Here is a 13,654-nt window from a genome sequence, read left to right as displayed (position 1 = left end):
CGGCGCTCAGTCCCGCGAGGACAGAGACGCCTGATAGAGCTCGCGGCTGGAGTGTCCCGTCACCTGGGACACTTCGGCCGCGGCGTCCTTGCGCCGCACGCCGCCGGCGACGAGGGCGACCACTTGGGCGACCGCATCCGGGAAGGCGACGGCGCGCGCGGCGGCCCCCGCCACCACGATGACCACCTCGCCGCGCACGCCGCCGTCGGCCCACTCGACGAGCTGGGAGAGGGTCCCCCGCGCGACTTCCTCGTGCAGCTTCGTCAGCTCGCGGCACACGGCCGCCCGCCGATCCGCTCCGAACTCGGCGGCCATGTCGGCCAGGGTCGCGGCCACGCGCGACGGCGCCTCGAAGAACACCATCGTGCGAGGTTCGCCGGCGAGGGCACGGAAGGCCGCGAGTCGCTCGCCCTGCTTGCGCCCGACGAATCCCTCGAATGTGAATCTGTCTGTCGGCAGGCCCGACACGGCGAGCGCGGTCAGGACGGCGCTCGGGCCGGGGATCGCCGTGACCTGCACGCCCGCCGCGGCGGCCGCGGCGACGAGCCCGTAGCCGGGATCGCTCACCGTCGGCATGCCGGCGTCGCTCAGGACGAGCACGTCCCCGTCGCGGGCGAGGGCGACGAGCTCGGGCGCCCGCTCCTTCTCGTTGTGGTCGTGCAGGGCGATCAGGCGCGGGCGGTTGCCGACGCCGAGCGCGGCGAGCAGGCGCTGCGTGGTGCGGGTGTCCTCGGCGGCGACGACCGTGGCGCTCTCCAGCGCCTCGACCAGCCGGCGGGAGGCGTCCCCGAGGTTTCCGATCGGGGTCGCCGCGAGGATGATCACGCCCTCAGCCTAGACTTGACCGGGTGACGGATGCCCCGCGGCTCGAGACCGACGAGACCGCCGCGCCGCTCCTCCCCCCGGCCCGGCCGAGCCTCTACGACCGGTTCACCCGCCGCCTCGGCGAGGACCCACGGGCGGCCCGCCTCTACGCCTGGCTGGGCCCCGCGATCGTCGTCCTCATCGCCGCGGTCCTGCGCCTGTGGAATCTCGCCGCCGCGCACGACCTGATGAACCAGTTCGACGAGACGTACTACGTCAAGGACGCCTGGACCCTGCTGAACCTGGGCTACGAGGGCTCGTGGCCGGCCGACGCCAACGACCGATTCCTGTCGGGCGATGTCGACGCCTTCACCGACGAGCCGTCGTTCGTCGTGCACCCGCCGCTGGGAAAGTGGATCATCGCGCTCGGCATGATGGCGCTCGGCCCCGGGTCCGGCTGGGGGTGGCGGATCACCGTCGCGCTGCTGGGCACGGCAGCCGTCCTGGTGCTGATGCTGATCGCGAAGCGGCTCACGCGCTCGACCACGTTCGCCGTCGTCGCGGGCCTGCTCATGGCGGTGGACGGACTGGCGATCTCGATGAGCCGCGTCGCGCTCCTGGACACGCCGCTGACGTTCTTCGTGCTGCTGGGGTTCCTGTTCGTCCTGATCGACCGCGAGCGGACGATGGGCCGCATCGCGGAGAGCGTCGCGGCGCGGTACGACGGCGACGAGCCGCCGTCGTGGGGCCCGCTGCTGTGGAACCGGCCCTGGATCGTCGCGGCGGGCGCGGCCATCGGCGCCGCCAGTGCCGTCAAGTGGTCGGGGGCGTGGGTCCTCGCGGGGCTCGGGATCTACCTCGTCGTGACCGACGCGCTCGCGCGGCGCCGTGCCGGCGTGCTGCTGTGGCCGACGGATGCCGTGCGCCAGGGTGTGGTCACGTTCCTCCTGTTCGTCCCGGTCGCGGTGGTCGTCTACGTGGCGTCCTGGACCGGCTGGCTGGTGACCGACAGCGGCTACGACCGCAAGTCCGGCGGCACGGCGCTGGAGAGCCTGTGGCGGTACCACGTCGCGATGTACGAGTCGACGTCGGGGATCGTCGCGCACCACGCCTACGCGAGTCCCGCGTGGCAGTGGCCGCTCCTGCTGCGTCCCACCGGGATCTACTACCGCCAGGACGCGTTCGGCGTCGACGGCTGCCAGGCGGCGAACGGCTGCTCCGAGGTGATCTCGTCGATGCCGAACCCGCTGGTCTGGTACGCCGGCGTCGCCGCTGTCCTCTACCTCGCCTACCGGTTCGTCGTGGCCCGCGACTGGCGCCACGCGATCGTCCTGACCGGCGTCGCGGTGACCTACGTGCCGTGGCTCTTCCTCCCTGACCGCACGGTGTTCCAGTTCTACACCGTGGCGATCCTGCCCTTCCTGCTCCTCGCGGTGACCTTCGCCCTGAGGGACATCGCCGGCGCGCACTCGGCGGACTCCTACCGGCGACTCACCGGTCAGCGTTTCGTGCTCGTCTTCCTCGGCGTCGCGCTGGCGCTGGCCGCGTTCTGGTACCCGATCATCTCGGCGATGAACGTGCCCTACGACTTCTGGCACCTGCACATGTGGCTGCCCAGCTGGGTCTGACGCGGCCCCTCAGGCGTCGAGTTGCGCGGGGTCGGTGACCGGCAGCCGGCACGCGAAGTCGCGGCAGTCGTACGCCGTCGGACGGCCGTCGCGCATCGCCTTGTCGGCGAAGAGCCCGAAGCCGGCATCCGCCCACGCCGCCGCCTGCTCGGGCGAGACGACCACCACGGCGTCGGCACGGATGCCGCGTGCACGGCCCGCCATCGGTGCATCGGGGTCTGCGCTCACGACGACCACCTGCCGCGGCGCGGCGGCCAGGGTCGTGGCCACCCGCAGGAGGCCGCCGTACGCGAGCGGCTGCGAGAGCGCGGCTCGGATGTGGGTGCCGACGAGCCGCCCGGCGAGGACGCGGTAGTCGTCGCCGGCCCCCAGGATCCACAGGGCGGCGGCCGCCTCGGCGAGGGATGCCGCGCCCGACGGCTCGTCGGCGTCGGAGGCGGTGTCGGGCGCGCCGATCCCCTGCCGCGACAGCAGCGGGTCCCCGCCGCCGGGCACGACGGCGGCGCCGCCGTCGTCTTCGGCGGCGGCGGCACAGGCGTGGACGAGCGCCCGCGCGGTCACGGCGTAGGCGACCTCGCCGGTCGCCGCGGCGAGCGCGAGGAGCCCGGACGCCAGCTGGCCGTGGTCGGCGAGGGTCGCGCGGGCGCGGGAGGGCACCTCGTCCAGCGAGGCCCTCACGAGCCGCCCCTCGGCATCGATGTTCACCTCGAGCACGGCGTCGGCGGCCCACCGCGCCGCCTCGATCCACGACGGCTCACCCAGCCGGGCGCCGGCGCGGGCCAGTGCGCCGATCGCGAGGCCGTTCCACCCGGTCACCACCTTGCCGTCGACGGCGGGCGCCTCGAGCAGCTCGCGCGCGGTCGCGTCGCGGAGGTAGTAGCCGCCCTCGCTGCGCACGCCGGCGATCCACGACTCCGAGTCCTGCGCGGCGCCGAAGCCGCCGCCGGGCTGCTGCAGGACCTCTGTGAGGAAGCCGGCGACGCCGCGCGCGACGTCCTGGCGGGCGGGTGCCGCGTCCATCGCGACGTCGAGCAGCTGTGCGTTGTCGGTCAGCATGCGCTCGTAGTGCGGCACCGTCCAGTCCGGACGGGTGGCGTAGCGGAAGAACCCGCCCTCGACCCGGTCGCGCAGCTCGGAGGACGCCATCGCCTCCAGCGCCCGGTCGGCGACGGCGGACGCCTCGGGCGCCCTGTCGCGCACGAGGATGGACTGCAGGAACCGCAGCGCCGTCGCGACCGGGAACTTCGGGGCAGGCGCGGCGGGATCGCCGAACCCGCCGTGCCGAGGGTCCTCCCGCGCCGCCAGTGCCACCGCGGCCGCCGCCAGCTCGTCAGCCGTCGGCAGCTCGACGTCACCGGCAGGCGCCGCGGCGCGGACGTCGGCGAGCGCGTCGGCGACGGCGTCCGCGGTCGCATCGATCTGATCGCGGCGCTCGGTCCAGGCCTCGCGCACCGCGGCGAGCACCTGGCGGAACGACGGCATGCCCGCGCGGGGCTCGGGCGGGAAGTAGGTGCCGGCGTAGAAGGGCCGCCCCTCGGGCGTGGCGAAGACCGTGAGCGGCCAGCCGAGGCTCTGGGTGAACGCGGCGGCGGCGGCCATGTACGCCGCGTCCACCTCCGGGTGCTCCTCGCGGTCGACCTTGATCGACACGAACCCGGCGTCGAGCTCGGCGGCGGTGCGGTCGTCCTCGAACGACTCGCGAGCCATGACGTGGCACCAGTGACAGGTCGAGTATCCGATCGACACCATGACCGGGACGTCGCGTCGGCGCGCCTCGGCGAACGCCTCCTCGCCCCACGGGAACCATGCGACGGGGTTGCCGGCGTGGGCACGCAGGTAGGGGCTGGTGGCCTCCGCGAGACCCGGGTTCACGGCATCCGCTCCCTCGCCGCTCGTGGTCAGTTCACCTCGTCGGGATGCGCGCTGACGCGGCCCGAGCCGTCGCCCGGGTCCATGGCGTCGATCGCGGCGACCTCATCGGCGGTGAGCTCGAAGTCGAAGACGTCGAGGTTCTCCTCGAGGCGCTCCCGGCGCACCGACTTCGGGAAGACGATGAAGCCCTTCTGCAGGTGCCAGCGCAGCACCGCCTGCGCGGGCGTCTTCGCGTGCGCGGCGGCCGCAGCGGCGACGGGCTCCGCGTCGAACAGGTCGTACTTGCCCTGGCCGAGCGGACCCCACGACTCGATCCGCACGTCGTGCGCCGCGGCCCAGTCGGTGATCTCGCGCTGCTGGTACGCGGGGTGCAGCTCGATCTGGTTCACGGCGGGCACGACCCCCGTGGCGGCGACGATCCGCTCGAGGTGCGGGACCAGGTGGTTGGAGACGCCGATGCTGCGGGTGAGGCCGGCGTCGCGGAGCTCGACCATCTTCTCCCAGGCGTGCACGTAGTCGTCCTTGGCGGGCGTCGGCCAGTGCACGAGGTAGAGGTCGACCTTCTCGAGGCCGAGCTTGCCGAGGCTCTCGCGGATGGCGGCGTGCGGCTCGTCGTCGTGGTGCCGGTCATTCCACAGCTTGGTGGTGATGAAGAGCTCGTCGCGGCCGATCCCGCTCGCCGCGATCGCCTTCCCGACGCCTTCCTCGTTGCCGTAGATGGCGGCCGTGTCGATGTGGCGGTAGCCGACCTCGAGCGCCTCGGCGACGGCCCGCTCGGTGTCGGCGGGCGGGACCTTGAAGACGCCGTAGCCGAGCTGAGGGATCGAGTTGCCGTCGTTGAGGGTCACGCTGGGGACTGTCATGCGTTCAGCCTAGGCGCGTCCGCGCGGGCGCGGCCGGGGAGGCTCCACCCATCGCCGTCAGCGGCTGCGACGGGATACGATCGAAGGCTATGTCTGCGCCCGAGCCCGTCATCTCGTATCCCCCCGAGCTGCCCGTCAGTGCGGCGCGGGAGGAGATCGCGCACGCCATCCGGGATCACCAGGTCGTGATCGTCGCCGGCGCGACGGGCTCGGGCAAGACGACGCAGCTGCCGAAGATCGCGCTGGAGCTCGGTCGCACGCGCATCGCGCACACCCAGCCGCGCCGCATCGCCGCGCGCACGATCGCCGAGCGCATCGCCGAGGAGCTGCGGGTCCCGCTCGGCACGACCGTCGGCTACAAGGTGCGCTTCACCGACAAGGTGTCGGAGGACACCCGGATCGCGCTCCTCACCGACGGCATCCTCCTCAACGAGATCCACCGTGACCGGCTGCTGCGACGGTACGACATGATCATCGTCGACGAGGCGCACGAGCGCTCGCTCAACGTCGACTTCCTCCTGGGGTACCTCCACCGCATCCTGCCCAGGCGGCCCGACCTCAAGGTCGTCATCACCAGCGCCACGATCGACCCCGAGAGCTTCGCGAAGCACTTCGCCCGCGCCGACGGCACGCCCGCGCCGATCATCGAGGTGTCCGGTCGCACGTACCCCGTCGAGGTGCGCTACCGTCCGCCGGCGCAGTCCGGCGACGAGGACTCCGACGACGTGGACGGCATCACCTCGGCCCTGCGCGAGCTCGACCGCGAGCCCGCCGGCGACGTGCTGGTGTTCCTGCCCGGCGAAGCCGAGATCCGCGACGCCGCCGACGCGGTGCGCGCCATGTACGCGAAGGATGCCGCTCCCACCGAGGTGCTCCCGCTCTACGGGCGCCTGTCCTCAGCGGAGCAGCATCGCGTGTTCGAGCCGTCGCGGCTGGCGGGGATCCGCCGGCGGGTGATCCTCGCCACGAACGTCGCCGAGACCAGCCTCACCGTGCCCGGCATCCGGTACGTCGTCGACACCGGCACGGCGCGCATCTCGCGCTACAGCAACCGCAGCAAGGTGCAGCGCCTGCCGATCGAGCCGGTGTCGCAGGCGTCCGCGCAGCAGCGCTCGGGTCGCGCCGGGCGCACCAGCCCCGGCGTGGCGATCCGCCTGTACGGTGAGGACGACTTCCAGACGCGGCCGGAGTTCACCGAGCCCGAGATCCTGCGGACCAGCCTGGCATCGGTCATCCTGCAGATGCTCTCGCTCGGCTTCGGCGACATCTCGTCGTTCCCGTTCCTCACACCCCCCGACTCCCGCGGTGTGAAGGCCGCGCTCGACCTGCTGATCGAGCTCGGCGCGGTCCGCCCCTCCGGCTCCGGCGCCGGACGCGACCACCCCGCTCTCACCGACATGGGCCGCGAGATCTCGCGTCTGCCCATCGACCCGCGCTTCGCACGCATGCTCGTCGAGGCGCGCCGAAGCGGCGTGCTGCGCGACGTGCTGGCGATCGTCGCGGGCCTGTCGATCCAGGACGTCCGCGAGCGGCCGGAGGAGCGGCGCGAGGAGGCCGACCGGCTCCACGCCCGGTTCACCGACCCGTCGAGCGACTTCGTGAGCCTGCTGAACCTCTGGAACCACCTCCAGGAGAAGCAGGCCGAGCTCGGCTCCAGCGCCTTCCGGCGCCTGTGCCGTGCCGAGCACCTGAACTACGTGCGCGTGCGCGAATGGGCCGACGTCCATCGTCAGCTGAGCGCGCTCGTGAACGCGCCACGCGCGTCGACCCGCGCGGGTGCGGGCGGTGCGGTCGCCGACCCCGACGAGATCCACAAGGCGATCCTGTCGGGTCTGCTGTCGCAGCTCGGCATCCTCGACGAGCGCACCGCCGGCGCCTCCGCCCGTGGACGGGGCGGGTCGGAGCGCTCCGACCGCGCCGAGCAGCGGCGCGGCGCCGAGTACGTCGGCTCGCGCGGCACGCGCTTCGCGATCTTCCCCGGCTCCGGGCTGAAGAAGAAGCGGCCGAGCGCCGTGATGGCCGCCGAGGTCGTCGAGACCAGCCGCCTCTTCGCGCGCACCGTCGCCGCGATCGATCCCGCGTGGGCCGAGCCGCTCGCGGGCGACCTGGCGAAGCGCTCGCTCAGCGAGCCGCACTGGTCGAAGGCGTCGGGAGCGGCATCCGCCTACGAGAAGGTCACGCTCTTCGGCCTCGAGATCATTCCGAAGCGCCGGGTGCAGCTCGCCCGGTTCGACCGCCCCTTCGCGCGCGAGCTGTTCGTGCGGCACGCGCTCGTCGAGGGCGAGTGGGACTCGTCGCACCTCGACAAGCGGCTGACCGCCTTCGAACGACGCAATCTCGAGCTGCGGCGCCGCCTGGAGAAGATCGAGGAGCGCGAGCGCCGCCGCGACATCCTGGTCGGCGACGAGGCGGTGTTCCGGTTCTACGACGCACGGATCCCGCGCGACGTGTTCGACGCCCGGTCGTTTGAGGCGTGGTGGAAGGAGGCGTCGGCCCGCACGCCGCGGCTTCTGGACATGACCGAGGCCGACCTCGTCGACGAGGGCTCGCGCGGCGACGAGCGCGATTTCCCTGCGCGCTGGACGCAGGGCGACCAGGTGATCTCGCTGGCCTACCGCTTCGAGCCCGGCGCACCCGACGACGGCGTCACGGCCGTGGTGCCGCTCGCGCTGCTCGCACAGCTGCGACCGGACGGGTTCGACTGGCAGGTGCCCGGCATGCGGGACGAGCTCATCACCGCGCTGCTGCGGTCGCTTCCCAAGGCCATCCGCCGGCACGTCGTGCCCGCCGCCGACTGGGCGGCGACGTTCGCCGCGGATCTGGCGGGGCAGGGCCCCGAGGCGCACGACGGCTTGCCGCCGCTGCCGCTGCGCCAGGCGCTCGCCGCCCGCATCCAGCGGGTCGCGAACCAGCCCGTCACCGCGGAGGACTTCGAGCTCGACCGCGTCCCGGCGCATCTGCAGGTCTCGTTCCGCGCGGTCGACGAGCGCGGACGCACCGTGGGCTCGGACCGCGACCTCCGGTCGCTGCAGGAGCGCCTGTCGGACCGGGTCCGCGCGTCCGTCTCGAAGTCGCTCACCGCCCGGGCCGCGTCGACCAGACCGGGTCCCGCGGCGTCGATGGCCGCTGCAGGCCCCGGCGCGGCCGGCCCGGGCGCGGCGAACGGTGCGGCCGGTGTGCAGGCCTCGCCGGGCTTCGCCGAGCGCGCGGGCCTGACCGAGTGGAGCTTCGGAGACCTCCCCGACGTGGTCGACACCAGAGTGGCCGGCGGCGTCGTGCGCGGGTACCCCGCCATCGTCGATGAGGGACCGACGGTCGCGCTCCGGATCGAGGCGACCCCGGAAGCGGCAGCACGGGCGACGCGGCAGGGCGTGCGCCGGCTGGTGCTGCTGTCGGTCGCCTCGCCGGCGGCGTACGTGCTCGAGCACCTCACCTCCGCGGAGAAGCTCGCGCTCGCGGCATCCCCGTACCCGTCCGCCAAGGCGCTCATCGAGGACTGCCGGGTGGCCGTCGCCGACGCGGTGATCGCCCGGACGGCGCACGACGGCACGGTGCGCACCCGGGCACGGTTCGAGGAGGTGCGCGACGCGCTGTCGGCCGTCGTCGTCGACGAGCTGTTCCAGACGGTGTCCCTCGCCGCGCGCATCCTCACCGCGGCCCGCGAGGTGGAGCGGACGATGCGCGACGCGAACTCGCTGACGCTGCTGGGGGCGCTGGGCGACGTGAAGGGCCAGCTCGCCGGGCTCGTGTTCCCGGGCTTCGCCGCCCGGACGGGGACCGACCGGCTCGCCCACGTCCCCCGCTACCTGCGCGGCGCGCGGGACCGGGTGCGCGCGCTGTCCGACAACCCCGGCCGCGACCGCCAGCGCATGACCGAGTTCGAGCGCGCGGCCGCGCTGTTCGCCGACGCGGGGGGCACGATCCCGCCGGCAGAGGACGCGCCGCCCTCCCTCGTGCACGCGCGCTGGCTGCTCGAGGAGTACCGCGTCAGCCTCTTCGCGCAGACGCTGGGAACGGCGGAGCCGGTGTCGCTGCAGCGGATCCAGAAGGCGCTGCGCGGCTGAGCGACCCAGTCGCCCGCACATTTGACAGGCTGGGAGTCCCGACGACGCCGACGACCGCCGCGAGACAGGAGCTCTGCCGACATGACCACCGCGATCGCTTACACCGAGTTCGGCGCCCCCGACGTCCTGCGCGTGATCGAGGCACCCGACCCGGTGCCCGGGCCGGGAGAAGTCGCCGTCGAGGTGACGGCGGCGGGGGTCAACCCGATCGACGTCAAGCTCCGCAGCGGCGTCCGCACGTCCGCGCCCATCACCACGCCGCGCCGGGTCGGCAGCGACGGCGCCGGCGTGGTCACCGCGGTGGGCGAGGGCGTCGACGGCTTCCGCGCCGGCGACCCCGTGGTGTTCGCCGGCGCCTCGGGCGCGTACGCGAGAGACGTCGTCGTCGGGGCCGGGCACCTCTTCCGGCGACCGCCGCAGGTGAGCGCCGCCGAGGGCGCGGCGCTGGGCATCCCCGTCGGCACGGCCTATCAGACGCTGCGCTCGCTCGGCGTCGGCTCCGGCGACACGCTGCTCGTGCACGGCGGCTCGGGCGCCGTCGGCCAGGCGCTGATCCAGTACGCGGTGCTCTGGGGCGCGACGGTGATCGCCACGTCGTCCGAGCGCCGGTTCGAGCGCGTGCGCGCGCTGGGCGGCATCCCCATCGCCTACGGGGACGGGCTCGCCGACCGTGTCAGGGAGGCTGCTCCCCGGGGTGTGACGGTCGCGATCGACGCCGCAGGCACCGACGAGGCCCTGCAGACCTCGATCGGGCTGGTCCCGGATCGCGACCGCGTCGCGACACTCGTCCGCGGACGGGATGCGCCCGGCCTCGGCATCCGCGCCTTCTCCGGCGGTTCGCCCGTGCCGCTCACCGCGCAGCAGCAGGCGTGGCGGATCGAGGCCGTGCCGGTGACGCTCGCGCTGCTCGCCGCAGGCGCGTTCTCCGTCGAGCTCGGCCCCTCCTTCGCCCTCGCGGCGGCCGCCGAGGCCCACCACGCTGTCGAGGCCGGCGTCGACGGCAAGGTCGTCCTCGTCCCCTGACCGCAGGCGCCCACCGCCCGGCGCCGCAACAGTACGACACACGACGCGCGCCGGGCAGCGGTGCGGCCCGACAATGCTCTGTATGCCCGAATCGGTCTGCGCGTCCGACACGCCCCACGCCGCCCCGCGCTCCTTCGCGACGGCCCAGGTGCAGGCCGGCTTCGTCCCGGGCGTGGCGGAGAACACCGCCGTGCCCTCGATCCACCAGTCCAACGCGTTCGAGTTCCGCTCGCTCAGCGAGGCCCGCGACCTCTTCGCGCTGCGCAAGGACGGCAACATCTACAGCCGGGCGGCCAACCCGACGGTCCTCGTCTTCGAGCGACGCGTCGCCGAGCTCGAGGGCGGGATCGCCGCGGCGGGCGTGTCCTCCGGCCAGGCGGCCGTCGCGGTCGCGCTGCTGGCGCTGGCCAAGCAGGGTGAGCACATCGTCGCCGCACGGCAGCTCTACGGCGGCACGGTCGACCTTCTGAACGACACGTTCGCCGACTGGGGCATCGAGGTGACCTTCGTCGACCAGGACGACCTCGGAGCCTGGCAGGCCGCCATCCGCCCGACCACCCGCGCCCTGTTCGCGGAATCGATCTCGAACCCCATCGCGCAGGTCCTGGATCTGGGCGCCGTCGCGGGCGTCGCACGCCGCGCCGGCGTGCCCCTCGTGATCGACAACACGGTCGCGACGCCCTACCTCCAGCGGGCGAAGGACTTCGGCGCCGACATCGTCGTGCACTCCGCGACCAAGTTCCTCGGCGGCCACGGCACATCGCTGGGCGGTGTGGTGGTCGATCTCGGCACCTTCGATTTCACGGCGGAGCCCGATCGCTGGCCGCAGCTGACGCAGACCTACGCCCGCGTTCCGGACGGCAGCCTCGTCGAGCGGTTCGGCGCCACCGGCTCCCCCTACATCGCGCTCGTGAAGACCAAGTACGTCCACGACCTCGGGCCCTCGCTCTCGGCGTTCAACGCCTTCCAGCTGCTGCAGGGCATCGAGACGCTCGACCTGCGCGTCCAGCGGCACACCTCGAGCGCGCTGACCGTCGCGCGGTTCCTCGAGACGCATCCGGCGGTGGCGCGCGTGCATCACCCCGGCCTGGAGTCCAGCCCGTGGCACCGCAGCGCGCAGACCTACCTGCCGCGGGGCGCGAGCTCGGTGTTCGCGTTCGACCTCCCCTCGTCGGGGGATGACGAGGCGGACTTCCGCCTCGTCGAGGAGGTCATCGCCCGCCTCCAGGTCGTCAAGCTGGTCGCCAACATCGGCGATGCCCGCAGTCTCGTCGCGCACCCGGCGTCGATGACCCACAGCCACATGACGCCCACCCAGCTGGCGGAGGCGCACATCGGCAGCACCACGGTGCGCCTGTCGATCGGCCTGGAGGATCCGCGCGACATCGTGGAGGACCTCGCCCGCGCGCTCGACCCGCTCGTCGTCGCACCGGGGCAGCCCGCGCTCGCCGACAGCCGCACGCAGTAGGGGGGCGGACGGGGCGATAGCCTCGGTTCATGACTTCCCCCTCGTCCCTGCGCTGGGGCATCCTCGGCCCGGGCGGCATCGCCCGCGCTTTCACGAGCGACCTCCGCACCGCCGGCCTGGACGTCGCCGCCGTCGGGTCGCGCCGGCAGCAGACCGCCGACGCCTTCGCCGCCGACTTCGGCATCCCCCGCGCCCACGGCTCGTACGAGGACCTGGTCGCCGATCCCGACGTCGACATCGTGTACGTCGCGACGCCGCATCCGATGCACGCGGCGAACGCGCTGCTGGCCATCGAGGCCGGCAAGCATGTGCTGGTGGAGAAGCCGTTCACGCTGAACGCCGCCGAGGCCGCGGAGGTCCGCGACGCCGCCGCAGCCAGAGGCGTGCTCGCGATGGAGGCGATGTGGACCCGCTACCTCCCGCACATGGTCCGCATCCGCGAGCTCATCGCATCCGGCGCCCTCGGCGAGGTGCGCGCCGTCATCGCCGATCACACGCAGCTCCTGCCGGACGACCCGGCGCACCGCATCAACGCCCTCGAGCTCGGGGGCGGCGCGCTGCTGGACCTCGGCATCTACCCGATCTCGTTCGCGTGGGACGTCCTGGGCGCCCCGCTGTCGATCGCGGCCTCGGCACGCCTCGGCGACGCCGGCTCCGACACCGAGGTCGCCACCGTCATGGCCCACGAGTCGGGCGCGATCTCGACGTCGCTGTCGGCATCGCGTGCGGCGGGTCCCAACACGGCCACGGTGATCGGCACGCAGGCCCGCATCGAGATCGACCGGGTGTGGTACTCCGCGACGTCGTTCCGCGTGGTCGGACCCGACGGAGCGGTCCGCGAGGAGTACCGCTCCGACATCGACGGACGCGGGATGCAGTACCAGGCGCTCGCCGCCGAGCGCGTGATCGGCGAGGGACGCACCGACTCCGACATCCTGCCGATCGACGAGACGGTCGCGATCATGGAGACCCTCGACGAGATCCGCGAGCTCGTCGGCGTGCGCTACCCCGGGGAGGAGTGAAGTGGCCGAACTGCAGAACGCCCGCGTGGCGGTCTACCTGGACTTCGACAACATCGTCATGTCCTGGTACGACCGCGTGCACGGCAAGAACTCGTACTCGCGCGATCGGCAGAAGATCTCGGCGGGCGGCTCGGACCCCGAGATCGCCGAGCGCCTGACCGCCGCCACCATCGACGTCGGAGCCATCATCGACTACGCCACGTCGTTCGGGACCCTCGTGCTCACCCGCGCCTATGCCGACTGGTCCGCGCCGGTCAACGCGGAGTACCGCTCGCAGCTCGTCGCGCGGGCGGTCGACCTGGTGCAGCTCTTCCCCGCCGCGGCCTACGCCAAGAACGGCGCGGACATCCGCCTCGCCGTGGACGCCGTCGAAGACATGTTCCGGCTGCCGGATCTCACCCACGTCGTCATCGTCGCGGGTGACTCCGACTACGTGCCGCTCGCCCAGCGCTGCAAGCGCCTCGGCCGGTTCGTCGTGGGCGTGGGCGTCGCCGGCTCGACGGCGAAGTCGCTGGCGGCGGCGTGCGACCAGTTCGACTCGTACGACGCCCTGCCAGGTGTGGCAGGACCCCCGGAGGACAAGAAGGATGCCGCGCCGCAGCGTCGTCGCAGCAGGAAAGCCGCGGCGGACCCGGCGGGCTCGCTGCTGGAGCGCGCGCTGCGCCTGGAGAGCGACAAGGACGACGTCGAGTGGCAGCACGCGTCCGCGGTCAAGAGCCTCATCAAGCGACTCGACCCGTCCTTCAGCGAGAAGGCTCTCGGCCACCGGAGCTTCTCGGAGTTCGTGAAGGCGCATACGGAAGTCGCGGAAGTCGACGAATCCGGCAACATCGTGCTCATCCGCCTCGCCGAAGGGCGCCGCTGACCGGCAGGTCCACCGGCGATTGCCGCCCGACCTGCGAAATCGGGG

9 protein-coding genes are annotated in these 13,654 nt (G+C 73.1%); 6 read left to right on the top strand and 3 right to left on the bottom strand.

Annotated features, from left to right (window positions below; translation table 11 throughout):
- Positions 1-6: 6 nt before the first annotated feature.
- Entirely contained in the window at positions 7-825 is an 819-nt protein-coding gene (gene rsmI, locus ACZBH1_RS12825; protein WP_378881565.1) for a 16S rRNA (cytidine(1402)-2'-O)-methyltransferase, read from the bottom strand.
- 23 nt (positions 826-848) lie between these two features.
- Between rsmI and ACZBH1_RS12820 the strand changes: the two genes are divergently transcribed.
- Positions 849-2,432 carry a dolichyl-phosphate-mannose--protein mannosyltransferase gene (locus tag ACZBH1_RS12820; protein ID WP_463646570.1) on the top strand — a complete coding sequence of 528 codons (1,584 nt, stop codon included), beginning with the start codon at positions 849-851 and terminating at the stop codon, positions 2,430-2,432.
- Positions 2,433-2,441: 9 nt separating this feature from the next.
- On the opposite strand, the gene ACZBH1_RS12815 is transcribed toward ACZBH1_RS12820, so the two are convergent.
- Positions 2,442-4,304, bottom strand: a complete 1,863-nt coding sequence (locus ACZBH1_RS12815) for a thioredoxin domain-containing protein (protein WP_463646569.1) — start codon at positions 4,302-4,304, stop codon at positions 2,442-2,444.
- A 26-nt stretch (positions 4,305-4,330) separates the two neighbouring features.
- Positions 4,331-5,167 (bottom strand): aldo/keto reductase, encoded by an 837-nt coding sequence (locus ACZBH1_RS12810; RefSeq protein WP_336396508.1) that lies wholly within the window; start codon positions 5,165-5,167, stop codon positions 4,331-4,333.
- Between the two features lie 89 nt (positions 5,168-5,256).
- Here ACZBH1_RS12810 and hrpA point away from each other — a divergent pair, with 89 nt between their 5' ends.
- The 5 genes from hrpA to ACZBH1_RS12785 all read left to right on the top strand — a co-directional run bounded on the left by hrpA (position 5,257) and on the right by ACZBH1_RS12785 (position 13,609).
- Positions 5,257-9,231 carry an ATP-dependent RNA helicase HrpA gene (hrpA, locus tag ACZBH1_RS12805; RefSeq protein WP_463646568.1) on the top strand — a complete coding sequence of 1,325 codons (3,975 nt, stop codon included), beginning with the start codon at positions 5,257-5,259 and terminating at the stop codon, positions 9,229-9,231.
- An 81-nt stretch (positions 9,232-9,312) separates the two neighbouring features.
- Positions 9,313-10,254 carry a quinone oxidoreductase family protein gene (locus tag ACZBH1_RS12800; protein ID WP_452324982.1) on the top strand — a complete coding sequence of 314 codons (942 nt, stop codon included), beginning with the start codon at positions 9,313-9,315 and terminating at the stop codon, positions 10,252-10,254.
- An 82-nt stretch (positions 10,255-10,336) separates the two neighbouring features.
- Positions 10,337-11,722, top strand: coding sequence for an O-acetylhomoserine aminocarboxypropyltransferase/cysteine synthase family protein (locus ACZBH1_RS12795; protein ID WP_463646567.1), 1,386 nt, complete (start codon positions 10,337-10,339; stop codon positions 11,720-11,722).
- A gap of 29 nt (positions 11,723-11,751) precedes the next feature.
- Positions 11,752-12,744: a Gfo/Idh/MocA family protein gene (locus tag ACZBH1_RS12790; RefSeq protein WP_336396512.1), complete on the top strand. Its 993-nt coding sequence runs from the start codon at positions 11,752-11,754 to the stop codon at positions 12,742-12,744.
- Between the two features lies 1 nt (position 12,745).
- Positions 12,746-13,609, top strand: a complete 864-nt coding sequence (locus ACZBH1_RS12785) for an NYN domain-containing protein (RefSeq protein WP_463646566.1) — start codon at positions 12,746-12,748, stop codon at positions 13,607-13,609.
- Positions 13,610-13,654 lie beyond the last annotated feature (45 nt).

Source organism: Microbacterium sp. ZXT2-5 (genome assembly GCF_055329545.1).
Note: the sequence above shows the minus strand (reverse complement) of the source record. Positions and strands in the feature narration are given on the sequence as shown.

Excerpts from the sequence above, each read along its gene's own strand:
- ACZBH1_RS12795 (WP_463646567.1), top strand. The coding sequence starts at position 10,337 with ATGCCCGAATCGGTCTGCGCGTCCGACACGCCCCACGCCGCCCCGCGC.
- hrpA (WP_463646568.1), top strand. The coding sequence starts at position 5,257 with ATGTCTGCGCCCGAGCCCGTCATCTCGTATCCCCCCGAGCTGCCCGTC.
- ACZBH1_RS12810 (WP_336396508.1), bottom strand. The coding sequence starts at position 5,167 with ATGACAGTCCCCAGCGTGACCCTCAACGACGGCAACTCGATCCCTCAG.
- ACZBH1_RS12800 (WP_452324982.1), top strand. The coding sequence starts at position 9,313 with ATGACCACCGCGATCGCTTACACCGAGTTCGGCGCCCCCGACGTCCTG.
- ACZBH1_RS12790 (WP_336396512.1), top strand. The coding sequence starts at position 11,752 with ATGACTTCCCCCTCGTCCCTGCGCTGGGGCATCCTCGGCCCGGGCGGC.